The sequence below is a fragment of the Pseudoduganella sp. GW821-FHT12E03 genome, assembly GCF_058807115.1.
Genome location: NZ_JBXAQJ010000003.1, coordinates 610,206 through 634,902, shown reverse-complemented (window position 1 = coordinate 634,902; position 24,697 = coordinate 610,206). Strand labels below are relative to the sequence as shown.

Genomic DNA, 24,697 nt, shown 5'->3' with positions numbered 1-24,697 from the left:
ATGAAGTAATACTTCTTTCGCGGGGGAAAAATGGACATCAAATGGCTGGACGATTTCCTGAGCCTGGCGCAGACACGCAACTTTTCCCGCTCGGCGGAAGACCGGTGCGTGACGCAGTCGGCGCTGAGCCGGCGCATCCAGTCGCTGGAAGCATGGGTCGGCGCCGACCTGGTCGACCGCAGCACCTATCCGCTGGTGTTGACGCCGGCCGGCAAGATGTTCAGCGCCGCCGCCAGCGAAGCCATGCGCCTGTTGAACGATGCGCGCGCCGTGCTGCGCGTGCAGGAAACCAGCGACCAGGTGTTGCGGGTCTCGGCCGGCCACGCGCTGTCGCTGAATTTTTTCCCGGCATGGCTGACCGGCGTGCAGGCACGGGTGGGGCCGCTGCGGGCCCGCATCCTGCCCACCAACGTGCATGATTCCGTACTGTCGCTGATCGAAGGCAATTGCGATTTGCTGCTGTGCTACCACCATGCGGACTTGCCGATCGAACTCGATGCGGGCCGCTTCGAATACCGCCATCTCGGCGACGAGGTTGTGCTGCCGGTGTGCGTGCCGAACCGGGCGGGCTCGCCGGCATACAGCCTGCCGGGCAGCAAGGCGCAACCATTGCCGCACCTGGCGTATACCGCCACCTCCTACTTCGGCAGGGTGGTGCAGCGCATCGTGGCGCGCGTCGATCACGGCGCTTGCCTGCAAAATTGCTATGAAAGCGATATGGCGGAATTGCTGAAGACCATGGCGCTGGCGGGCCAGGGAATGGCGTGGCTGCCGGAAAGCTCGATCGCGCGCGAACTGGCCGAGGGCAAGCTGGTGCGCGCCGGCGGCGAGCAGTGGAGCATGAAGCTGGAAATCCGCCTGTTCCGCGCCATCGGCCACCGCAAACCCATGCTGGACGCCTTGTGGAACGCGCTGCCGTAAGGCGGCATACCGGGCGCGCATCAATCTATACTGCATCGGAATAGTTTGGCCCGGGTCCATTTCTAGAATGAATTCGTCGATTGTCGACGTTCATTCACAGGACCCCACATGTCACACTCCAGTCATCGCACCGGGCACGTAGTGCCCTCGCTGCGCGCGGTACGCGCCAGCCACTCCATCATCACGGCCGCGCTGCTGGCCGCGCCCCTGGCCGGCTTCACCCCGCTGGCCCATGCCCAATCCTCCATCACCCTGTATGGCGTGGCCGACGCCGGCCTGGTCCTGGAACGCGGCGGCAACGCCGGTCGCGTCACCGCTGTCAGCAGCGGTGTCGCTTCCGGCAACCGCATCGGCGTCCGGGGCAAGGAAGACCTGGGCGGCGGCCTCAGCGCGCTGTTCAACCTGGAAAACGGCTATGGCATCGATACCGGCGCGGCCGGCCAAGGCGGCTTGCTGTTTGGCCGCCAGGCGTATGTCGGCCTGACGGGCGCCGGCGGCACGCTGACCCTGGGCCGCCAGTATTCGCCCTGGTACAAGGTCATGCGCGACGTGGCCGACCCGTTCGGCATCGGCCTGGCCGGCAACGCGCTCAATGTCATGGCCGGTAACACGCGGGTCGACAACATGGTGGAATACCAGAGCCCGCGCGTGGCCGGCTGGGCAGCCGATGTCGCCTATGGCGCGGGTGAAACCGCGGGCGGCGCGGCGCGCAACCGCACGCTGGGCGGTGGCGTGTCGTACGTACGGGGTGCGCTGCAAGCCCACCTGGTGCATCACCGGCGTGACAACGCCACCGCCAGCGACCATGCGGCCTACACGATGGCCGTGGTGAAGTATGATTTCGGCGCGCTGTGCGCCAGCCTGGCGCACGCGCGCAACCAGGGGCTGGCGGGCGCCGACAGCCACGACACGCTGCTGGGCATGGCCGCGCCGCTGGGACCGGGCAAGGTGCTGGCGTCGCTGATCGTGCACCGCGACCGCGCGATGGCCGGCCGCCACGCGCGGCAATGGGCGGTGGCGTACTCTTACACGCTGTCGAAGCGCTCCGACCTGTATGCGGCCTACGGCCACATCGATAATGACAACGGCGCGTCGTTCAAGGTGGGGAACGGCACCGACGCCGGCAGCGGTCCCACTGCGGTGAACCTCGGCTTGCGCCACGTGTTCTGACCTTTTACGCCGGGGGCGGACGCCCCCGGCGGCGCATCAGTACTGAGGCGTGTTGTTCGGCGCCTTCAACAGCTTTTTCAGCGGTTCGCCCATCGGGAATTTCAGGCGCGGCGACATGAACCATTTGGCATAGATCCGTTCGAATTCGCCGCTGGCGGCCAGCCCGGCCAGCGTGCGGTTGGCGAGCGCCAGCAAAGCCGTGTCCTCCCTGCGCAGCATGATGCCCAGCGGATCGATGGAAATCGGTTCGCCCACCACCGCATAGCCGCGCGCATTGCCGGGCCGGGCAAGGAATTCAGCGAACTGGATGTCGTCGCTGACGAACGCCGCCGCGCGCCCGCCTTCCAGTGCCTGGAACCCTTCCGCAAAATCCTTGACGCGCACATACTGGATGCCCAGCCCGCGTTCGCTGTCGATTTTGCTCAGCAGCGGCGCCACGCTGGCGCCCTGGGCAATGGCGACGCGCTGCCCTTTCAGGCTGGCGATGTCGCGGATCGGCGTGTCGGTGCGTGCCAGGATGCGGCTGGCGGTGACGAATATCGTGTTGGCGAACGCCACCTGCGCGGCGCGTTCGCGGGTAATCGTGGTGGAACCGCATTCAATATCGATCTCGCCGTCGCGCAGCTTCTGGATGCGGTCGCTGGATTTCACTTCCACATACACGGTTTTGAGTGCCGGCAGCGCCAATTCCCTGCGCATGTTGTCGATGATGCGGGCGCACAGCTCCTGCGTATAGCCGGTGGGCGGCGCCGTGCCTTCGCGCATGGAGAACGGCACCGAGGCGGCGCGGTAGCCGACCTTGATTTCGCCGCGGGTGGCCAGTTGGCGCAGCGTGTCGCCATTGTCCTGTGCGTGCGCCGCATGGGTGGTCAGCAATGCGGCGATCAGGGCCGCGGTCATGGTTGTCATGGTCATGGAGCATCCTTTCGATGAGGGTTAAAAAAAACGCCGGCATGGGCCGGCGCAAAAGGGAGGAGATGCAGGAGGGGAAACCGGGGAATGCGTCGGCGGGGCGGCGGCCGGTCAGGCGCGCAGCGCGCTGACCGGGGCGGCGTCATGGATGCCCGGCTTGGCGCCGCCGCCTTCCCATTTCGCCACCACCGCGGTGGCGATGCCGTTGCCCATCACGTTGGTGCCGGTGCGCGCCATGTCGAACAACTGGTCGATGCCCATAATCAGCAGCAAGCCCGCTTCCGGCAAGCCGAACATCGGTAACACCGCCGCTACCACCACCAGCGAGCCGCGCGGCACGCCGGCCATGCCTTTGCTGCTGACCATCAGCACCAGCAGCATCGTCAATTGCTGCGTCAGGGACATGTCGATGTGATAAGCCTGGGCAATGAACAGCGCGGCGAAAGCCTGGTACAGCATGGAACCATCGAGGTTGAAGGAATAACCGAGCGGCAGCACGAAACCGGCGATCTTGTTGTTGACGCCGAACTTCTCCAGCTGTTCCAGCAATTTCGGATACGCCGATTCGCTGCTGGCGGTGGAAAAGCCCAGCATGATCGGTTCACGCAGCAGCTTCAGCAGGGAAAACACACGGCTGCCCAGGAACAGCGCGCCGGCGCCGATCAATACCGCCCACAAGGTGGCCAGTGCCAGCGCGAAGCTGCCCAGCAGCTTGCCGTAGGTGTCCAGCACGCCGAAACCCTGCACCGTGATGGCGGCGGCCAGCGCCGCGAACACGCCGACCGGTGCGAAGCGCATCACGTAGCCCGTCACGGTGAGCATGATGTGCACCAGTTCATCGCACAGCTTGATGATGGTGAGGGAGCTGGAGCGCCCCGCCGATGCGGCGGCCATGCCGAAGAACAGGGAAAACATGAGGATTTGCAGGATCGCGTTGTTGGCCATGGCTTCCGCAAAGCTTTTCGGCACCAACTGCGTGATGAAGTCTTTCAGGCTGAAGTTGCCCGTGGCCAGCTTGGTGGCGGCGCCCGCGTCGGGCAGCGTCAATCCCAGCATCTGGCCGGGCTGGAACAGGTTGGAAAACAGCAGGCCGAGGAACAGGGAGATAAACGACGCGGTGACAAACCAGCCGAAGGCCTTGAAGCCGACCCGCCCCAGCGTGGCGCCATCGCTCATGCTGGCAATGCCCGACACCAGCGTGGCGAACACCAGCGGCGCAATGATCATCTTGATCAGCCGAAGGAAGATATCGGTCAGCAGCGAAAAATAGCCGGCGATGTCCTTGGCGGCGGCGGGACTGGGGGCCTGTGCATGGCACAGCGCGCCTACGGCAACCCCCAGGACCATGCCGATCATGATCCAGGTGGTGAGTTTAAACTTTCGCATGTCGACTCCTTCAGTTTGATGGGAACTGAGCGGAGTCTAGGCGCCGGTGGCGCCGGGTTTATGAAGCTTTGGACTATAACTATTCCATTTGCGCATGACCCTGCGACCGGGCCGGCAGGGCGATGGCGGCCATCACCATGCGCACGATGGTGTCCTCGCCTTCCTCGTAATCCTTGCGCGTCAACTGCTTGCGGCCCAGCACCAGTGCCATTTGCGCGGAAAAGTCCGCATACGATTGCGTCATGGCCCAGATCATGAAGATCAAATGCGTGGCGTTGACGGCGCCGATGCGCCCGGCCGCGATCCATTTTTCAAAGACATCGATATCCTTGCGCAGCAGCGGCACCACCCGGTCGTGGATTTGCTGGCCATACAGCGGGGCGCCGGAAATCACTTCCATCGCATACACGCGCGACGCCCACGGCTGTTCGCGTGAAAAGCGCACCTTGGCTTGAATGTAGGCGCGCAGCATGTCGTGCGGGTCTTGTTCTTCGTGGGCCAGGCTGTCCATGCGCGCCAGCCAGTCGTCGAGCACATTGTCCAGCACGCGCTCATACAGCGCCTGCTTGGTCGGGTAGTAATACATCAGGTTTTGCTTGGACAGCCCGGCCGCCTCGGCAATCGCGGCAATCGACGTGCCTTCGTAGCCGCATTCGGCAAAGATGCGCACCGCCACGTCCGCGATCTCGGCTTCGAGCTTGTCGCGGTTGATGACGCGCCGTTTGATGCGTTCGGGGGCGGCGGCCAGTCCGATCTTGGGTGGCATGGTAAATCCTTCAGCGTGGTCGTACGGATTGCAGGAATGCGCGCAGTTGCGGGGTATCGCTGTAGGCGCAATTGAAGCGGAACCAGACAGTGTCGCTGGGCCGCAGCATGAAGAATTCATTGGGCGACAGCAGGATGCCAGCCTTGAGTGCCTGTTCGGCAAGGGTTTTGCCGTTGAATTCCGGGGTCGGGGTGATGTCCCATCCGGCCGACACGAACATGCCGCCGCGCGGCGTGGCCAGCGCTTGCATGCCGGCCGCCGCCAGGTTGTCCATGGTGCGGACGCGGCCGGTTTCCAGTTGCGCCGCCAGCCGTTCCACCATGCGTTTATAGGGGCGCGCGGTAATCGCGTGGAACACCGCGCGTTCATTGATTTCCGAGGTGGTCAGCCCGGCCAGCATTTTCACGCGCAACAGTTCCGGCAACAGCGAATTCGAAGCGGAAATCGAGCCCACGCGCAGCACCGGCGACAGGGTCTTGGAAAAGCTGCCAACGCGGATCACGCGCCTTAGCCCATCCATCGCGGCCAGCGATGGGAAACTGGCCCCGTGCGGCGCCAGTTCGCGGTAAATATCATCTTCCACCAGCCAGAAATCGAATTGTTCCGCCAGCGCCAGCAAGCGGTGCGCCTGGGCGTGCGACAGCGAGGTGCCCAGCGGGTTTTGCAGCACCGTGTTGACGAACATGAGCTTGGGCTGCATGGCTTTGGCCTGTTCCGCCAGCGCGGTCATATCGAGCCCGTTTTCACCGCGCGGGATGCCAACCGGGATGCAGCCGTGGTGGCGGATCAGCGACAGCAAATTGCTGTAGCCAGGGTCTTCCACCAGTACCGCGTCGCCGGGCTTGGTCAGGGTGCGCAGCACCAGGTCGAAGGCGTGGGTGGCGCCGTGGGTCAGCAGGATCTGGTCCGGTTCCACCGGATACAGGTCCGCCGTCAGCATGGTGGCCATGTGCTGGCGCAAGGTCGGGAATCCCATCGGATGGCCATAGCCGCGCAAGCGGTTGGCGGGAATGCGCATCGCTTGCCGCACCGCGTCAAGGATGGTGTCCTCGCCATACCATTCCGGCGGCAGCCAGCCGGCGCCGACCGGCAGCGCTTCGGACACGCCGGAATACAAATCCGGCGTCAGCGCATCGATGGCGGCCGGAGCGGCGGTATGCGTGTGGGCAGAAAGCAACGCTGCCGGCACGTCCTGGCGCGCGACAAAATAGCCGGAACCACGGCGGGACGACAGCAAGCCCAAGGTCACAAGCCGGTCATAGGCTTCCACAACTGTAAAGGTGGACACGCCATTACACTTGGCGAACTGCCGCACCGATGGCATTTTTGTGCCCACGCGCAAGTCTTTGCGCGCAACAAGCTCAGTAATGGCGGCCACGATCTGGTCCACCAGGCGGCCTTTGCCCGCGGTCCGTTCGATGGCCAGCATGGGCCAGCCGGCGGCATGATCCGCCTGCGCACAGTCTTGTTCGATGATTGCCGCCGCCTGTTGCATACACCTGTATCCCCGGAAAAGCCATCCCGCCAACTGTATCGTTTTTGTGACCTGTACGGTTGGTGAGTTTTGCTATTTGTGTATCTGTGCCATAGTGGAACCGCTGTCTATTATTGCATCATCATTTTGCCAACTGGTAAAGATTTTTACGGGTTGTAAAAAAAGGAGAGTTGCATGAACGAGTCCAGGCCAGCATCCATGAATTCCTTCTGGATGCCGTTTACGAATAACCGCGACTTCAAGGCCAATCCACGGCTGCTGGTGTCGGCGGAAGGCGTGTACTACAAGGACGTCGATGGCAATCCCATCCTCGACGGTACCGCCGGACTGTGGTGCGTCCCCTGCGGCCACGCGCAGCCGAAGATCGTCGCCGCCGTGCGCGAAATGATCGGCCAGCTCGATTTCGCGCCGACCTTCCAGATGGGCCATCCGGCCGCCTTCGACCTCGCTGAAAAGCTGATGGAGTACAGCAACCACCGCTTTGGCCACGTGTTTTACACGAACTCGGGATCGGAAGCGGTGGACACGGCGCTGAAAATCGCGCTGGCGTACCACAAGGCGCGCGGCGAGGCGAGCCGCACCCGCCTGATCGGCCGGGAACGCGGATACCACGGCGTGGGTTTTGGCGGTATTTCCGTCGGCGGCATCGCGGGCAACCGCAAGCCGTATGGCGTGATGCTGCCCGGCGTCGACCATTTGCCGCACACGCATAACCTCGAGAAAAACGCTTACACGCGGGGCGAACCGGAGCACGGCGTCAACCTGGCCGACGAACTCGAACGCATCGTCACCTTGCATGACGCCTCCACCATTGCCGCCGTCATCGTGGAACCGGTGGCCGGCTCCACCGGCGTGCTGGTGCCGCCCAAGGGCTACCTGAAACGCTTGCGCGAACTGTGCACCAAGCACGGCATCCTGCTGATCTTCGATGAAGTCATTACCGGCTTTGGGCGTTTGACGACACCGTTCGCGGCGGATTACTTCGACGTGGAACCGGACATGATGACCACCGCCAAGGGTTTGACCAATGGCGTGATCCCGATGGGCGCCGTGTTCAGTAAAAAGTTCATCCACGATGCCTTCATGGAGGCGCCGCCCGGCATTGAACTGTTCCATGGCTATACCTATTCCGGCCACCCGGTCGCATGCGCCGCCTCGCTGGCGACCCTGGAAGTATTCAGGGAACAGGCCATCCTCGAGCAGGCGAAATCCATCCAGCCGTACTGGGAAGACGCGGTGCATGCGCTGAAAGGCTTGCCGCACGTGATCGACATCCGCACCATCGGCCTGGTGGCGGGCATCGAGCTGGCGCCGATTGCCGGCAAGCCGGGCGCGCGCGCCTACGCCGCGTTCAAGAAAATGTTCGCGGATGGTGTGCTGATCCGCGTGACGGGCGACATCATCGCGCTGTCGCCGCCGCTGACGTTCGAGAAAAAACACATCGATGAATTGTTTGGGAAGCTGACCACGGTATTGAAAACATTGGAGTAGGACGGCTTGTACAAAGCCGCCATGCGGGCACGGCCCACAAGGCCAGCCGCCACCATATAACAAGGAGACCCACCATGTTAGTAGGCGTACCGAAAGAGATCAAAAACCAGGAATCGCGCGTCGGCATGACGCCCGCCAGCGTCAAGGAACTGACCCTGCGCGGCCACAAGGTCGTGGTGCAGAAAAATGCGGGCGCCGCGATTGGCTTGAGCGATGCGATGTATGCGGCGGCCGGCGCCGCCATCGTCGACACCGCCGAGGAAATCTTCGCGACGGGGGAGATGATCGTCAAGGTCAAGGAACCGCAGCCGCAGGAATGCGCGATGCTGCGCGAAAACCAGATCCTGTACACCTATCTGCACCTGGCGCCGGATCCGGAGCAGACTGCCGCGCTGGTGAAATCAGGCGCGGTCTGCATCGCCTATGAAACCATCACCGGCGCGAACGGCGGCTTGCCGCTGCTGGCGCCGATGAGTGAAGTGGCGGGCCGCATGTCGATCCAGGCCGGCGCCGCGCACCTGGAAAAATCCAAGGGCGGCATGGGCTTGCTGCTGGGCGGCGTGCCTGGCGTGGCGCCGGGGCACATCGCCATCATCGGCGCCGGCGTGGTGGGCACCAATGCGCTGCAAATGGCGGTCGGCATCGGCGCGCGCGTCACCATCATCGATAAAAACGTGGACCGCCTGCGCCAGCTGGACCTGGTGTTCGGCAACCGCGTGACGACCCTGTATTCGAATGCCGCCAGCATCGAGGAAACCGTGCTCGATGCGGACCTCGTGATCGGCGGCGTGCTGGTGCCCGGCGCGGCCGCGCCCAAGCTGGTCACCAGGGACATGATTGCGAAGATGAAGCAGGGCGCGGTGGTGGTCGATGTCGCGATTGACCAGGGCGGCTGCTTTGAAACGTCGCATGCCACCACGCATGAAAGCCCGACCTATGTGGTCGATGGCGTGGTGCATTACTGCGTCGCCAACATGCCGGGCGCGGTGGCGCGCACCTCCACCTTTGCACTGAATAACGCCACCATCGTCCACGCGGTGGCGCTGGCGGACCGCGGCTGGAAAGCCGCCATGGCCAACCCGCATTTGAAGGCGGGCCTCAATGTCTGCCAGGGCAATGTCACGTATGAAGCGGTGGCCCGCGACCTGGGCTACCCGTATGTCTCGGCCGACTCGCTGTTGGCTTCACTGGAACAAGGAAGATCATGAGCAATTTGGACACCATCACCCATTTCATCAACGGTGAAAAAGTCGACACGGCCGGCGGCCGTTATGCCGACGTGTACAACCCGGCGCTGGGTGAGCCGGTCGCGCGGGTGGCGCTGGGCACTGGCGACGAAGTCGATGCGGCCGTGCAGGCGGCGGCAAGCGCCTTCCCCGCATGGTCCGCCACGCCGCCTTTGAGCCGCGCCCGTGTGCTGTTCAAGTATTTGCAGCTGTGCCAGCAGCACACCGATGAATTTGCCGCGATGCTGACGCGCGAACACGGCAAGACGTTTTCCGACGCGCAGGGCGAAGTGGGGCGCGGCATCGAGATGGTGGAATTCGCGGTCGGCATCCCGCAACTGCTGAAAGGCGAATTCACCGACCAGATTTCACGCGGCATCGATGCGTGGTCGATGCGCCAGCCGCTGGGCGTGGTGGCGGGCATCACGCCGTTCAACTTCCCGGTGATGGTGCCGATGTGGATGTTCCCGGTGGCGATCGCGTGCGGCAATACCTTTGTGCTGAAACCGTCGGAACGCGACCCGTCGCCGTCGCTGCTGCACGCCAAACTGTTGAAGGAAGCCGGCTTGCCGGACGGCGTGTTCAACGTGGTGCAGGGCGATAAGACCGCCGTCGATGCGCTGCTCGACCATCCGGAAGTGCAGGCCATCAGCTTCGTCGGTTCGACCCCGATCGCCGAATACATTTATGCGCGCGGCAGTGCGCACGGCAAGCGCGTGCAAGCGCTGGGCGGTGCGAAGAACCACATGGTGGTGATGCCGGACGCCGACATGGACATGGCGGTCGATGCGCTGATGGGCGCCGCCTATGGTTCGGCCGGTGAACGCTGCATGGCGATCTCGGTGGCCGTGGCGGTGGGCGACGCCGGCGACAAGCTGGTGGCCGCACTGAAAACGCGCGCCGCCGCACTGAAAGTAAGCGACGGCATGGAAGCGGGCGCGGAAATGGGGCCGGTGGTGACGGCGGCCGCCAAGCAGCGCATCGAAGGTTTGATCGGCACCGGCGTCGAACAGGGCGCGACCCTGGTGGTCGATGGCCGCAACTACCAGGTGCCAGGCCGTGAAAAAGGCTTCTTTATCGGCGGCACGCTGTTCGACCATGTGACGCCGGACATGACGATCTACAAGGAAGAAATCTTCGGCCCGGTGCTGTGCGTGGTGCGCTTGCCGGACATCGGCCACGCGGTGGAACTGATCAACGCCAATGAGTTCGGCAATGGCGTGGCGGTGTTTACCCGCGATGGCGGCGTGGCGCGCGAATTCGTGCGCCAGATCCAGGTCGGCATGGTGGGCGTCAATGTGCCGCTGCCGGTGCCGATGGCGTTCAACAGTTTCGGCGGCTGGAAACGCAGCCTGTTCGGCGACCACCATGCCTATGGTCCCGAAGGCGTGCGCTTCTATACCCGCCACAAGGCCGTGATGCAGCGCTGGCCGAATACCGCCAGCGCTGGTGCGGAATTTGCATTCCCACAAATGAAGTGACGAAGAAGGAAAAGGCAACACGTAGGGCGGTTTCCGCCTTGGCGGAAGCCGCCATGCATGCAGTCCGGCGGCTCACGCACGGCGGCTTTGTAAAAGCCGCCCTACGTTGATGCCAACGGGATGACCAAGCTAACAAAAGCCAGGGATTAAAAATGATAGCCTCACTCCAGCACCTGCCACAGCCCAAGGCGTCCAGCGCCGAGCTGGGCGAACAGTTCACCGACCTGGCTCCGCCACTGACTGCGCGCCAGGCCGCGATAGAAAGCGCGCGCTGCCTGTACTGTTACGATGCGCCATGCACGCGCATCTGCCCGTCGGAAATCGACGTGGCCAGCTTTATCCGCAATATCCACGAACAGAATATCAACGGCGCCGCCGCCGGCATCCTGAAACAGAATATCCTCGGCGGCAGCTGCTCGCGCGTCTGCCCGACGGAAATCCTGTGCGAAGACGCTTGCGTGCGCAATCACGATGCGGAAGGCCAGCCGGTGAAGATCGGCCTGCTGCAGCGCTATGCGCTCGACCACATGACGTTCAAGGAACACCCGTTCCAGCGCGCCGCATCCACCGGCAAGAAAATCGCGGTGGTCGGCGGTGGCGCCGCCGGCCTGTCGTGCGCACACCGCCTGGCCATGCTGGGCAATGATGTGGTGATCTATGAAGCGCAGGAAAAGTCCGGCGGCCTCAATGAATACGGCATCGCCAAGTACAAGCTGACCGACGACTTCGCGCAAAAGGAAGTGGCCTTCCTGCTGGGGATCGGCGGCATCGAAGTGCGCCATGGCCAGCGCCTGGGCGGCAATGTGCAACTGAAAGACTTGCATGCGCAATATGACGCGGTGTTCCTCGGCATCGGCCTGGGGGCCTCGCGCCAGCTGGGCCTGACCGGTGAAGATGCGCCGGGCCTGATGGCCGCCGTTGGCTATATTGCGGAATTGCGCCAGGCGGCCGATTTGTCCAAGCTGCCGGTGCCGCGCCGCGCCGTGGTGATCGGCGCGGGCAATACCGCGATCGATATGGCGGTGCAAATCCAGCGCCTTGGCGCCGAGGAAGTCACGCTGGTGTACCGCCGTGGCGCGGCCGACATGAGCGCCACCCACCATGAACAGGACATCGCCAAGGCCAACCAGGTGCGTATGCGCACCTGGGCCGCGCCGAAGCAGGTGTTGCTGGACGACGCTGGCCGTGTGTGCGGCATGCGCTTTGAAAACACCAAGCTCGACGGGACCAAGCTGGTCGGTACCGGCGTCACGTTCGATGTCCCGGCCGACGCGGTGTTCAAAGCCATCGGCCAGGGCATGGATGAGCAAAGCCTGCAGGACGCCATGGCGTCCACGCTGGCCAGGGACGGCGGCAAGATCCACGTCGATAACGATTTCCGCACTTCGGTGCCCGGCATTTATGCGGGCGGCGATTGCGTGGCGCCGGGGCAGGATTTGACGGTGCAGGCGGTACAGCACGGCAAACTCGCCGCCCTGGCCATTCATCACGACATCCTTTCCAAAGTGGAGGCTGCATAATGGCCGATCTGAGCATTAACTTTTGCGGCATCAAATCGCCTAACCCGTTCTGGCTGGCCTCCGCGCCGCCGACCGACAAGGCGTACAACGTGGTGCGCGCATTCGAAGCGGGATGGGGCGGCGTGGTCTGGAAAACGCTGGGCGAGGACCCGCCTGCCGTCAACGTGTCGTCGCGCTATTCCGCGCTCCACGGCAAGAACCGCGAAGTCCTGGGCTTCAACAACATCGAGCTGATCACCGACCGCGACCTGGACATCAATTTGCGGGAAATCACCGAAGTCAAGAAAGCCTGGCCGGACCGCGCCATCGTGGTGTCGCTGATGCTGCCGTGCGAAGAAGCCGCATGGGCCGATATCTTGCCGAAGGTCGAAGCCACCGGCGCCGATGGCATCGAACTCAATTTCGGCTGCCCGCACGGCATGCCGGAACGCGGCATGGGTTCGGCCGTGGGGCAGGTGCCGGACTATGTGGAAATGGTGACGCGCTGGTGCAAACAGCACACCAAGCTGCCGGTGATCGTCAAGCTGACGCCGAACATCACCGATATCCGCATGCCGGCGCGCGCCGCGCACAAGGGCGGCGCGGACGCGGTCTCGCTGATCAACACGATCAATTCCATCACGCACCTGGACCTGGACCGCATGGTGGCGTTCCCCGCCGTCGGCAACGCCAGCACGCACGGCGGTTACTGCGGCTCGGCCGTGAAACCGATCGCGCTGAACATGGTGGCGGAAATCGCGCGCGACCCGCAAACCAAAGGCTTGCCGATTTCCGGCATCGGCGGCATCGGCAGCTGGCGCGACGCGGCGGAATTCATCGCGCTCGGCGCCGGTTGCGTGCAAGTGTGCACGGCGGCCATGCTGCACGGCTTCCGCATCGTTGAAGAAATGAAGGATGGCTTGTCGCGCTGGATGGACGAGCAGGGCTACAAGTCGCTGGACGAATTCATGGGCAAGGCGGTGCCGAACACCACCGACTGGAAATACCTGGACATGAATTACAAGGTGATTGCCCAGATCAACCAGGATGACTGCATCAAGTGCGGCCGCTGCTATGTGGCGTGCGAAGACACGTCGCACCAGTCCATCATGCAAACCATCGACGCGGCGGGCGGGCGCACCTATGAAGTCATCAAGGAAGAGTGTGTCGGCTGCAACCTGTGTGAAATCACGTGCCCGGTGCAGGGCTGCATCACGATGGTGCCGCAGGATACCGGCCAGCCTTACATGAACTGGACGCAGGATCCGCGCAATCCGCGCCGGGAGACCAAGGCGGCGTAGACGCAGTGTGACCGAGGTTGCCTAGCGGGCGGGTTGAAGTCAACCCGCCATTTCACCTTTTGGAGATCAGCAGGAGATCAGCAGTGAATAACGACCTGTCCGGCAACACCCAGCTCTGGAACGAAGACCTGGCGCCCACCAGCGACGCGCAGCGCACCTGGCGCTGGTATCACTTTGCCGCCCTGTGGGTCGGCATGGTGATGTGCATCCCTGCCTATACCCTGTCCGCCAGTTTGATCGAAGGCGGCATGTCGGCCTGGCAAGCCGTGTTCACGGTCTTTATCGCCAACGCCATCGTGCTGTTGCCGATGCTGGCGATCGGCCACGCGGGTACCAAATATGGCATTCCCTACGCGGTGCTGGCGCGCGCCTCGTTCGGCACGTCCGGCGCGCGGCTGCCGGCGCTGATGCGCGCTATCGTGGCGTGCGGCTGGTATGGCATCCAGACCTGGTTTGGCGGCCAGATGATTTATACGCTGATCGGCGTGATGCTGGGCGGTGAAATCGGCGGCGCAAAAATCACGGGCCTCGGCATCAACGGCATGCAGTTGCTGTGCTTCCTGGCGTTCTGGGCGATCCAGTTCTGGTACATCGTGCACGGCATGGATGCGATCCGCAAACTGGAAACGTATACCGCGCCGCTGAAAATCATCATCTGCTTCGTGCTGCTGGGCTGGGTGTACCAGAAGGCGGGCGGCTTCGGCCCGCTGCTGGACCAGCCGTCGCAATTCGTCGAAGGCGGCAAGAAAGCCGGCCAGTTCTGGAACACCTTCTGGCCATCGCTGACCGCCATGGTGGGTTTCTGGGCCACACTGGCGCTGAACATTCCCGACTTTACCCGCTTTGCCAAATCGCAGCGCGACCAGGTGCTGGGCCAGTCGGTCGGCTTGCCGGTGCCGATGGGCTTGCTGGCCGCGCTGGCCGTGATCGTGACGTCGGCCACGGTCGTTTTGTATGGCAAGGCGCTGTGGGATCCGGTCGACCTGGCCAGCCGCATGACCGGCGTGGCGGTGCTGGTGGCGCTGGTGATCCTGCTGATCGATACCGTCAGTGTGAACCTGGCGGCCAACCTGGTCGGCCCCGCGTATGATTTTTCCGCGCTGGCGCCAAAGCACATCAGCTACCGCATGGGCGGCTATATCACGGCGTCGATCGCGATCCTGATGCTGCCATGGAAATTGCTGGAATCGACCCAGGGTTACATCTTCACGTGGCTGATCGGCTATTCCGCGCTGCTGGGGCCGATCGCGGGCATCCTGATCATCGATTACTACCTGGTGCGCAAGACGGAACTCGATGTCGCCCAGTTGTACCGTGACGACGGCATTTATTCGTATGGCAGCGGCTGGAACATGGCGGCCATCGTGGCCTTCGTGGTCGGTGTATTGCCGAACATCCCGGGCTTTTTGAATGCGGCCTTCCCGTCTTCCTTCCCCGGCGTGGCCGATGGTTTTAGAACGATTTATACCTATGCGTGGTTCGTCGGCATTGCGATTTCCGCGCTGGTGTATGGCGTCATGATGAAAGGGAAGGCGGCGCCCGCGCTGCGTCCCGCCGCTCAACGATAGGAGACTGTATGAGCATATTGATACGTGGTGGTACCGTGGTGAACGCGGACCGTGCGTTCCGCGCCGATGTGCTGACCGATGGCGACAAGGTGGTGGCGGTGGGGCCCAACCTGGAAGCGCCGGCCGGCGCGCGCGTGATCGACGCGGGCGGCCAGTACGTGATGCCGGGCGGGATCGATCCGCACACGCACATGAACTTGCCCTTCATGGGCACGGTCACGCAAGACGATTTCTTTACCGGCACGGCGGCGGGCCTGGCGGGCGGCAACACGACGATTATTGATTTCGTGATTCCGAACCCGCAGCAAAACCTGATCGAGGCTTACCAGCAATGGCGCGGCTGGGCGCAAAAGGCGGCGGGCGACTACACCTTCCACGTGGCCATCACGTGGTGGGACGATACCGTGCACCGCGACATGGGCATCCTGGTGCGCGACCATGGCGTCAACAGCTTTAAGCACTTCATGGCGTACAAGAACGCCATCATGGCCGATGATGAAACCCTGGTGAAAAGCTTCCGCCGCGCGCTGGAACTGGGGGCGATCCCCACGGTGCACGCGGAAAACGGCGAACTGGTGTACCAGTTGCAGCAGGATTTGCTGAAACGCGGCTTGACGGGACCCTCATCGCATCCGCTGTCGCGGCCACCGATGGTGGAAGCGGAAGCGGCCAACCGCGCGATTGCCATTGCCGGGGTGCTGGGCACGCCGGTGTACATCGTGCACGTGTCGTGCGCGGAATCGCTGGACGCCATCACGCGCGCCCGCGCCAATGGCCAGCGGGTGTACGGCGAAGCGCTGGCGGGGCACTTGATCATCGATGACAGTGTCTATGCGAGCCCGGACTTCGATTTCGCGGCGGGCCACGTGATGAGCCCACCGTTCCGCAGCAAGCACCACCAGGATGCGCTGTGGCACGGCCTGCAGGGCGGCAACCTGCATACCACGGCCACCGACCATTGCACCTTTTGCGCCGAACAAAAGGCGGCGGGCAAGGACGATTTCACGAAAATCCCGAATGGCTGCGCCGGCGTGGAAGACCGCATGGCGGTGATCTGGGATGCGGGCGTCAATACCGGCCGGCTGACGCCATCGGAATTCGTCAAGGTCACGTCGGCCAACGCCGCGCAGATCTTCAACATCTATCCCCGCAAGGGCGTGGTGGCGGCGGGGGCCGATGCGGATATCGTGGTGTGGGACCCGGAGGGGACCCGCACGATTTCCGCCAAGACCCAGCACAACAAGGGCGGCTTCAATGTGTTCGAGGGACGCACCGTGAAAGGCATCCCGACCACGACGGTCGCCGCCGGCAAGGTGGTGTGGCACGGCGGCCAACTGATGGCGGTGGAGGGCGCCGGCCGCCACATCGACCGTCCCGCCTACACGCCCGTCACCGCCAAATAACGTAGGGCGGGTTTTACAAACCCGCCATGCATGCGCCGCGATGGCGTTAAAGGAGTAAGCAAAATGAGCGAACTACACATCAACGGCGACCGCCTCTGGTCTTCCCTGATGGAACTGGCAAAAATCGGCGCCACCGTCAAAGGCGGCGTCAAGCGCCTGACCCTGACCGACCTTGATAAACAGGGCCGCGACCTGGTCACCGGCTGGGCGCGCGACGCGGGCTTGTCCATCACGATCGACCAGATCGGCAACGTCTTCATGCGCCGCGACGGCGAAGACAATACACTGCCCCCGGTCATGACGGGCAGCCATATCGACACCCAGCCGACCGGCGGCAAATTCGATGGCAATTATGGCGTGCTGGCCGGGCTGGAAGTGGTGCGCACCCTGAACGACAAGGGCATCAAAACCCGTGCGCCGATCGAAGTGGCGTTCTGGACCAACGAGGAAGGTTCCCGCTTCGTGCCCGTGATGATGGGTTCCGGCGTGTTTTGCGGCGCCTTTACCTTGGACCATGCGTATGCTGCCAAGGATACCGAAGGCAAGACCGTCAAGGGAGAACTCGAGCGGATCGGCTACCTGGGCACGGAAGTCCCGGGCCAGCATCCGATCGGCGCGTATTTCGAAGCGCACATCGAGCAGGGGCCCGTGCTGGAAGATGCGGACAAGGTGATCGGCGTGGTGCCGGCCGTGATGGGGCTGTCGTGGTATGACTGCACGGTGACGGGGATGGAAGCCCATGCCGGTCCGACGCCGATGCACTTGCGCAAGGATGCGATGCAAGTGTCGACCCGCATCATCCAGGAAGTGGTGGCCATCGCCAACCGCTATCCGCCGTATGGCCGGGGCACGGTTGGCATGATGCAAGTGTTCCCGAACAGCCGCAACGTGATTCCCGGCGAAGTGAAGTTTTCCATCGACTTGCGCAACGTCAGCGATGCATTGCTGAACACCATGCACGAGGAAATGCTGGCCTTCGTGGAGAAAACCCGCCAGGAAACCGGCCTCGGTATCCAGATCGAGCGCGTCTCGTATTACCCGCCATGCCCGTTCCACCCGGATTGCGTGGGGGCGGTGCGCAATGCCACAGCGAAACTCGGGTATTCGACGATGGACGTGGTGTCCGGCGCCGGCCACGATGCGATTTACGCGGCCCGCGTGGCGCCGGCCGGCATGATCTTCGTGCCGTGCAAGGATGGCATCAGCCACAATGAAATTGAAGATGCCAAGGCGGAACACTTGGAAGCCGGATGCAATGTGTTGCTGCATGCGATGTTGGAGCGGGCTGGAGTGGTGTAACGCTGTTGCCGCGCGTGGGTATAATCGCTGGAGGCTGGCGGCGTGGCAGCCGGCCTCCAGCAGATACCCATGGGCAAAATTCAATGAGCGACGACACACGCGTACAGCAACTGGAACAGGATGCGCAGCGGCTGGGCGCACGGCTGACCGCCACCCTGGAGAGCATCACGGATGCCTTCCTGATGCTGGACCGTGACTGGCGCGTGACGTTCATTAACCGCGAAGCCGAGCGCCTGCTGCAATGCCAGCGCGAGCGGGTGCTCGGTGTCAGCGTGTGGGACGTGTTTCCGGAAGCGGTGGGCGGTCCGTATTACGAAGCCTATCACCAGGCGGTGAAGTCCGGCCAGGTGGCGTGGTTCGAGGAATACTATGCGCCGCTGGATTTGTGGACCGAAGTGCGGGCGCATCCGTCGGCCGATGGCCTGGCGATTTATTTCCTCGATATCAGCTTGCGCAAGGCGCAGGAAGCGGCATTGCACCGGCTGGCGTTCCACGACCACTTGACCGGACTGCCGAACCGCCAGTTGCTGGGCGAACGCATCGTGGACGCGCAGCTGCGGCAACGGCGTTCGGCTGAAACCAGCGCCATCCTGTTTATCGATCTCGACAACTTCAAAAGCGTCAATGATGTCCACGGCCATGAAAAGGGCGATGCGCTGCTGCGCCTGGCCGGTGAGCGGCTGCGGCAACTGGTGACTGCGGACGACACCGTGGCGCGTTTCGGCGGCGATGAATTCGTGATCCTGCAGCAGGGGCTGGACGCCGATGCGCGAGCGGCCGCCGCGCAGGTGGAGGCACTGGCCACCAAGGTGTTGCAGTCGTTTGCCGCGCCGTTCGATATCGGCGGGGCCCAGCACTACATCAGCCCCAGCCTGGGCCTGGCCATGCTCGACGCCGGCGCCACCAGCGTTGAACAAGCGATCAAGCGCGCCGACATGGCCATGTACCAGTCCAAGGCCGGCGGGCGCAACATGGCCAGCTGGTTCGAACCCGCCATTGAACAGCGGGCCGCCGCGCGCGCCGCGCTGGAGGCGGACTTGCGCCATGCGCTGGCGGAAAACCAGTTCGAGCTGCATTACCAGCCGCAGTGTGACACGGGCGGACGCATGACGGGCGTCGAAGCGCTGGTGCGCTGGCGCCATCCACAGCGCGGGCTGGTGCCGCCGGTGGAATTCATCCCTTCCTGCGAGGAGACCGGGCTGATCGTGCCGCTGGGGCGCTGGGTGCTGGAAACCGCGTGCCGCCTGCTGGCGCAATGGGCGCAATCGCCGCGCACGGCGCATTTGCGGATGGCGGTCAATGTCAGCGCGCAGCAATTCCAGCGGCCGGATTTTGTCGAACAGGCCCTGGCGCTGGTGGCCGCGGCAGGCGCGCCGCCGCAGCGGCTGATGCTGGAATTGACGGAAAGCCTGTTGCTGGCGGACGTGGAGGGCACGGTGGCGAAAATGGAACGCTTGCGCGCCGCCGGCGTGAGCTGTGCGCTCGATGATTTCGGCACCGGTTATTCGTCGCTGTCGTACCTGCACCGGTTGCCGCTGGTGGAATTGAAGATCGACCGCTCCTTCATCTGGGATGCCGCCAATGCGCGCCATGGCGGCGCCATCGTGCATGCCGTCGCTGCAATGGGCAAGGCGCTGTGCCTGGATGTGCTGGCGGAGGGCGTGGAAACCGAAGCGCAGCGCGCCTTTATCGTGGCGGTGGGGTGTAGGGGCTTCCAGGGCTATCTGTATGCCAAACCGATGTCGCTGCCGCAACTACAACAATTCATCGACGGCGCCCTGCCGGGCTGACGTCGCAACCAACAGGAACCACACCATGAGCACCACCAGCTTCAAGATCGCAGTGATACCCGGCGACGGCATCGGCAAGGAAGTCATGCCTGAAGGCTTACGGGTGCTGGAAGCGGCCGGCAAGCGTTTTGGCATCGCGCTGGAATTCCAGCACATCGCCTGGGCCAGCTGCGACTATTACGCGCAGCACGGCAAGATGATGCCCGATGACTGGAAACAGCAGCTGGCTGGTGTGGACGCCGTGTATTTTGGCGCGGTGGGCTGGCCGGCCACGGTGCCGGACCATGTTTCCTTGTGGGGTTCGCTGTTGAAGTTCCGCCGCGAATTTGACCAGTACATCAACTTGCGCCCGGTGCTGGCGTTCGAAGGCGTGAAAACGCCGCTGGCCGGCATCGGCCCGGGCGACATCGATTTCATGATCGTGCGGGAAAACACCGAGGGCGAGTATTCGTCAGTGGGCGGCGTGATGTTTGAAGGGACCGAGCGCGAAGTGGTGATGCAGCAATCGGTATTTACCCGCCACGGCGCGGACCGGGTCTTGAAATTCGCCTTTGACCTGGCCAGCAGCCGTACGCGCAAGCACGTGACGGTCGCCACCAAGAGCAATGGCATGGCCATCAGCATGCCGTGGTGGGATGCGCGTGCGGCGGACGCCGCATCGCGCTGCCCCGGCGTCACGTGGGACAAGCAGCATATCGACATCCTGTGCGCCCGCTTCGTGCTGTCGCCGCAAAAGTTCGACGTGGTTGCGGCCACCAACCTGTTTGGCGACATCCTGTCCGATCTCGGCCCGGCGTGCACCGGCACGATCGGCCTGGCGCCGTCGGCCAACCTGAATCCGGAGCGGAAGTTTCCGTCGCTGTTCGAGCCGGTGCACGGTTCCGCGCCGGACATTTATGGCAGGAACATCGCCAATCCGGTCGCGATGATCTGGTCTGGCGCCATGATGCTTGATTTCCTGGCGGGCGGCCAGGGGGCGGGACGCGCCGCGCATGATGCGATCCTCGCCGCGATCAAGCAGGTGCTCGCAAGCGGGCCGCATACACCGGACCTGGGGGGCGCGGCGTCGACGCCGGACGTGGGGCGGGCGATTGCCGGGATGGTGGCGGCCGGATAACGGCGGCCATGGCGTGCCAATGGCGAGACAATTGCGTGGCCGTGGCGTGGCCATTGCCGCCTATGGTCAACCGACATGGCCACCGACATGGCCACCGACATGGCCGCCAGCATGGCCGCCAACATGGCCGCGCGAGTTTCACGTATCATGCAGCCTCACCCTAGCCCGTGTCCAAGCCCGCGTATTACCGTGTACCGATATGACTTGATCAGCTGCCATGACTGCGGCGTGCTGCACCGCCGACGCCTGCTGGCGCCGCGCGACAAGGCGCGCTGCGTGCGCTGCCGTTCCGTTCTGTACCGGGGCGCCGATCCCGACCTGGGCCGGATTGCCGCCATTACCCTGGGCGCGCTGATTATCTTCCTGATCGCGCAACTGTCGCCCATCGTGCGCCTGGAAATGAACGGCAACATGTCCACTTCCACCTTGCCGGGCGCGGTCGCCATCATGTGGGGACAGGGCATGCGCGCCGTTTCCGTGTGCGTGGCGCTGTTTACCATTGTGTTCCCCGCCATCGAACTGTGCGCCGTGCTGTACGTTGCGCTGGGCGTGCGCGGCGGGCGCAAGCCGCCTGGCATGCACCCGCTGTTGCGGGCGGTGCGCAAGGCGCGCGAGTGGGGCATGACGGAAGTGCTGATGATCGGCATCCTGATCGGCCTGATCAAGATGACCAGCATGTCCAAGGTCGTGATCCAGCCCGGCTTGCTGGCGTTTGGCGCACTGACCCTGATGATGGCGGTGGAAGCGTCGCTCGATCCCCGGCTGCTGTGGAATGCCGCCGACCGACTGGGCGCGGGCCAGCCGCTGGCGCCGGCCGAACGCGATGCGCTGGAACACAAAAAGCCGATGGTGGCGTGCCATGCCTGCGGGCTGGTGCTGGCCGACAACGACGGGGAGGGCCGGCATGGCCGCCTTGCCCGGCGCTGCGTGCGCTGCGGCTGCAAGCTGCACCGGCGCAAGCCGGACAGCGTCATGCGCACCTGGGCCTACCTGATTGCGGCCGCGATCCTGTATATTCCCGCCAACCTGCTGCCGGTGCTGAACACCGATTCCCTGTATGGCAACAAGGACGACACCATCATCAGTGGCGTGGTGTATTTCTGGGATACCGGCGCGCCGGAACTGGCGGTGATTATTTTTGTGGCCAGTATCGTGGTGCCGATGCTGAAACTGGCCGCGCTGTCGCTGCTGGCGTGGACGGCGCAGCGCCGCTCGCACTGGCGCCCGATGCAGCGCACGGTGCTGTACCGGATGGTGGAGTTCATCGGCCGCTGGTCGATGCTTGATATTTTTGTCATTACCGTCAGCGTGGCGCTGGTGCGCTTTGATGCGATGGCGATGATGGCGCCGCGCCCCGGCGCGCTGGCGTTTTGCGCCGTGGTGGTGCTGACCATGATCGCGGCGCTGGAATTCGATCCCCGCCTGATCTGGGATCCGATCAAGGATAAGAATGGAGTGCGACATGTCTGAACAGGAAGGCTTGCCGGAGCCAAACGTGGATAAGAAGGGACGCTACCTGCCGTCGCTGGTGTGGCTGGTGCCGTTGCTGGCGGCGCTGATCGGCCTGGTGCTGGTGGTGCAGGCGGTGCTGGACCAGGGACCGACCGTGACAGTCAGCTTCCGCAGCGGCGACGGGCTGGAGGCGGGCAAGACGCGCGTCAAGTACAAGGATGTCGATATTGGTCTGGTGCGCTCGATCGCGCTGGACCCGGACTTGTCGAAAGTGCTGGTGACGATCGAGATGAGCAAGGAAGCGAAGCGCTTCACGGCGGCCGACACGCGCTTCTGGGTGGTGCGGCCACGGGTCGGCGCCAGCGGCGTGTCCGGACTGGGGACCTTGCTGTCGGGGGCGTACATTGGCGTGGACGCGGGCAAGGGCGCGCTGGGCAATGCCCAATTCACCGGGCTGGAACGGGCGCCGCCGGTGACCGTGGACCAGAAGGGCACCGCGTACAGCCTGCACGCGGAAAGCCTGGGGTCGGTCGATGTCGGCGCGCCGGTGTTTTACCGCCGCATCCCGGTGGGGCAGGTCACCGATTACGTGCTGGATCCGGAAGGCACGGGGGTGTCGATGAAGGTGTTCGTCAATGCCCCGTATGACCAGTATGTGGGGAAAAATACGCGCTGGTGGCATGCCAGCGGTGTCGACGTGCGGCTCGATTCCAGCGGCTTCAAGGTCAACACGCAATCGCTGGCGGCATTGCTGGTGGGCGGTATTGCCTTTGAAACGCCGGGCGGACGCAAGCCGGAAGCGGTGGCCGCCGCCGGCGCGCATTACCTGCTGGCCGAAGACCAGGCCAGCGCGCTGCGCGAACCGGACGGCGAGGCCATTACCAGCGTGTTTTACTTTGACCAATCCTTGCGCGGGCTGGCGGTGGGCGCGACGGTGGATTTCCGTGGCATCGTGCTGGGCGAAGTGCGCTCGGTCGGTGTCGAATACGATCCTGTGAAGAAGAGCTTCCGCATGCCGGTGACGGTGGACATGTACCCGGCGCGCCTCGGCAAGCGCTTCCGGCAGGCGCTGGCGGCGGACCCGGACAAGGTCGGGCCGGAAGTGCTGGAACGCCTGGTCAGCCGCGGCTTGCGCGCGCAACTGCGCACCGGCAACCTGTTGACGGGGCAGTTGTATATCGCGCTGGACTTTTTCCCGAGTTCGCCGTCCGTCAAGATGGACCTGGCGCAATCGCCGCTGGAGTTGCCGACGATTCCAAACAGCCTGGAAGAATTGCAGACACAGTTGTCCAGCATTGCGCGCAAGCTGGACAAGGTGCCGTTTGACCAGATTGGCGACAACCTGAACGCCACGCTGAAAAACGCCAATGCGCTGCTGCGCCAGCTGGACAAGGAAACCATGCCGGAAATGAAGTCGACCCTGGCGTCGGCCAAGCAGACCTTTGCGGCGGCGGAGCAATTGCTGCAAAAGGATGCGCCGGTGCAGGCGGACTTGCGTGAAGCGCTGCAGCAGCTGACGCAAACCATGCAATCGTTGAATGCGCTGTCCGATTACCTGGAGCGGCATCCGGAATCGCTGTTGCGCGGCAAGAAGGGGGATAACAAGTGAAGACCACCGTGACCATGCTGTTGTCGGCCGCCGTGCTGGCGGGCTGCGCGCACACCGCGCCGCCGGAGCGCTTTTACAGCCTCAGTTCCGGCTTGCCTGCCACCGTGGCGCCAGTCGCCGCGCGCGCGCCACTGTATTTCGAACTGGCGGCGGTGGCTGTGCCGCAGCAGGTGAACCGCAGCCAGCTGGTCGTCACAGCGGGCGAGGGGCGGGTGGAATTGCTGGAACAGCAGCGCTGGGCGGCGCCGCTGTCGTCGGAAGTCAGCCAGGCGCTGTCGCTGGGCATCACGACGGAACTGGGCGCGGTCGATGTCTACCGCACGGCGGCGCCGGACGCGGCGCCCGTCTACCGCATCAGCGCCAGCATCCAGCGCTTTGAATCGGCGCCGGGCAAGTCGGCGCTGATCGACGCGGTATGGAGCGTGCGCCGCGCCGGACAGACCAAGGTGCTGGCTTGCAGGACGGTGGCGGAAGAGCCGGTGGCGGCGGCGCCGGCGGGCAGCCCCGACAACTACGACGCGCTGGTCGCCGCCCACCGCCGCGCCATGGCGCGTATATCGGCCGCCGTATCAAAAGGCGTGCTGGCGCTCGCCGCCGGCAGCAACGCCTGCCCGTAATTGCCCCCCCTGTGGGGTCAGGCGTGCATTGATGCGTGTTGCCGGTGGGGTCAGGCGTGCAATCGTGCATTCCCGATCGCTGGCCAGGCGGCGCAATGCGCCGGACCGCCTTGCCGTTAAAGGGGGGCGTATGCGCCGCCATGCGCGTGGTCGTTGTTGAGCGGTGCTGATGCGCATCCCTGGGGGAGTGCGAA

19 protein-coding genes are annotated in these 24,697 nt (G+C 63.9%); 15 read left to right on the top strand and 4 right to left on the bottom strand.

The genetic code is table 11. The features are described from left to right. Window positions 1-30 precede the first annotated feature (30 nt). Together AC1RRC_RS10505 and AC1RRC_RS10500 are read left to right on the top strand one after the other, a co-directional pair. Complete coding sequence (locus tag AC1RRC_RS10505; RefSeq protein ID WP_493055400.1) at window positions 31-921, top strand: LysR substrate-binding domain-containing protein; 891 nt, start codon at window positions 31-33, stop codon at window positions 919-921. Between the two features lie 108 nt (window positions 922-1,029). After that, on the top strand, window positions 1,030-2,091 hold the full coding sequence (locus AC1RRC_RS10500) for a porin (protein WP_493055399.1): 1,062 nt from the start codon (window positions 1,030-1,032) through the stop codon (window positions 2,089-2,091). Window positions 2,092-2,127: 36 nt separating this feature from the next. On the opposite strand, the gene AC1RRC_RS10495 is transcribed toward AC1RRC_RS10500, so the two are convergent. From AC1RRC_RS10495 to AC1RRC_RS10480, 4 genes are all read right to left on the bottom strand, one after another. Beyond that, on the bottom strand, window positions 2,128-3,006 hold the full coding sequence (locus AC1RRC_RS10495; protein WP_493055398.1) for an amino acid ABC transporter substrate-binding protein: 879 nt from the start codon (window positions 3,004-3,006) through the stop codon (window positions 2,128-2,130). Between the two features lie 108 nt (window positions 3,007-3,114). Further along, a complete protein-coding gene (locus AC1RRC_RS10490; RefSeq protein WP_493055397.1) occupies window positions 3,115-4,389 on the bottom strand; it encodes a dicarboxylate/amino acid:cation symporter in 1,275 nt (424 codons plus the stop codon). A 79-nt stretch (window positions 4,390-4,468) separates the two neighbouring features. Next, complete coding sequence (locus AC1RRC_RS10485; RefSeq protein ID WP_493055396.1) at window positions 4,469-5,155, bottom strand: TetR/AcrR family transcriptional regulator; 687 nt, start codon at window positions 5,153-5,155, stop codon at window positions 4,469-4,471. A gap of 10 nt (window positions 5,156-5,165) precedes the next feature. Then, a complete protein-coding gene (locus AC1RRC_RS10480; RefSeq protein ID WP_493055395.1) occupies window positions 5,166-6,650 on the bottom strand; it encodes an aminotransferase-like domain-containing protein in 1,485 nt (494 codons plus the stop codon). A gap of 174 nt (window positions 6,651-6,824) precedes the next feature. Between AC1RRC_RS10480 and aptA the strand changes: the two genes are divergently transcribed. From aptA to AC1RRC_RS10415, 13 genes are all read left to right on the top strand, one after another. Further along, the gene (gene aptA, locus AC1RRC_RS10475) at window positions 6,825-8,141 is read left to right on the top strand and encodes an omega-aminotransferase AptA (protein WP_493055394.1); all 1,317 of its coding nucleotides are present in this window, start codon (window positions 6,825-6,827) and stop codon (window positions 8,139-8,141) included. A 74-nt stretch (window positions 8,142-8,215) separates the two neighbouring features. Then, on the top strand, window positions 8,216-9,349 hold the full coding sequence (gene ald / locus AC1RRC_RS10470; protein ID WP_493055393.1) for an alanine dehydrogenase: 1,134 nt from the start codon (window positions 8,216-8,218) through the stop codon (window positions 9,347-9,349). Continuing rightward, the gene (locus AC1RRC_RS10465) at window positions 9,346-10,848 is read left to right on the top strand and encodes a CoA-acylating methylmalonate-semialdehyde dehydrogenase (RefSeq protein ID WP_493055392.1); all 1,503 of its coding nucleotides are present in this window, start codon (window positions 9,346-9,348) and stop codon (window positions 10,846-10,848) included. The genes ald and AC1RRC_RS10465 overlap by 4 nt, the downstream gene beginning before the upstream one ends. Before the next feature lie 152 nt (window positions 10,849-11,000). Beyond that, a complete protein-coding gene (locus AC1RRC_RS10460; RefSeq protein WP_493055391.1) occupies window positions 11,001-12,368 on the top strand; it encodes an NAD(P)-dependent oxidoreductase in 1,368 nt (455 codons plus the stop codon). Next, window positions 12,368-13,648 (top strand): NAD-dependent dihydropyrimidine dehydrogenase subunit PreA, encoded by a 1,281-nt coding sequence (gene preA, locus AC1RRC_RS10455; RefSeq protein WP_493055390.1) that lies wholly within the window; start codon window positions 12,368-12,370, stop codon window positions 13,646-13,648. Before AC1RRC_RS10460 ends, preA begins: the two co-directional genes overlap by 1 nt. 83 nt (window positions 13,649-13,731) lie before the next feature. After that, complete coding sequence (locus AC1RRC_RS10450; RefSeq protein ID WP_493055389.1) at window positions 13,732-15,216, top strand: NCS1 family nucleobase:cation symporter-1; 1,485 nt, start codon at window positions 13,732-13,734, stop codon at window positions 15,214-15,216. Window positions 15,217-15,224: 8 nt separating this feature from the next. Further along, window positions 15,225-16,619, top strand: coding sequence for a dihydropyrimidinase (gene hydA / locus AC1RRC_RS10445; protein WP_493055388.1), 1,395 nt, complete (start codon window positions 15,225-15,227; stop codon window positions 16,617-16,619). Window positions 16,620-16,682: 63 nt separating this feature from the next. After that, window positions 16,683-17,918: a Zn-dependent hydrolase gene (locus tag AC1RRC_RS10440; RefSeq protein WP_493055387.1), complete on the top strand. Its 1,236-nt coding sequence runs from the start codon at window positions 16,683-16,685 to the stop codon at window positions 17,916-17,918. Window positions 17,919-18,001: 83 nt separating this feature from the next. Continuing rightward, complete coding sequence (locus AC1RRC_RS10435) at window positions 18,002-19,708, top strand: putative bifunctional diguanylate cyclase/phosphodiesterase (RefSeq protein ID WP_493055386.1); 1,707 nt, start codon at window positions 18,002-18,004, stop codon at window positions 19,706-19,708. A gap of 25 nt (window positions 19,709-19,733) precedes the next feature. Next, complete coding sequence (locus tag AC1RRC_RS10430; protein ID WP_493055385.1) at window positions 19,734-20,825, top strand: tartrate dehydrogenase; 1,092 nt, start codon at window positions 19,734-19,736, stop codon at window positions 20,823-20,825. A gap of 147 nt (window positions 20,826-20,972) precedes the next feature. Then, window positions 20,973-22,295 carry a paraquat-inducible protein A gene (locus AC1RRC_RS10425; protein WP_493055516.1) on the top strand — a complete coding sequence of 441 codons (1,323 nt, stop codon included), beginning with the start codon at window positions 20,973-20,975 and terminating at the stop codon, window positions 22,293-22,295. Further along, window positions 22,288-23,886 (top strand): PqiB family protein, encoded by a 1,599-nt coding sequence (locus AC1RRC_RS10420; RefSeq protein ID WP_493055384.1) that lies wholly within the window; start codon window positions 22,288-22,290, stop codon window positions 23,884-23,886. The genes AC1RRC_RS10425 and AC1RRC_RS10420 overlap by 8 nt, the downstream gene beginning before the upstream one ends. Beyond that, a complete protein-coding gene (locus AC1RRC_RS10415) occupies window positions 23,883-24,503 on the top strand; it encodes a PqiC family protein (RefSeq protein WP_493055383.1) in 621 nt (206 codons plus the stop codon). The genes AC1RRC_RS10420 and AC1RRC_RS10415 overlap by 4 nt, the downstream gene beginning before the upstream one ends. The last annotated feature ends 194 nt before the right edge of the window (window positions 24,504-24,697 follow it).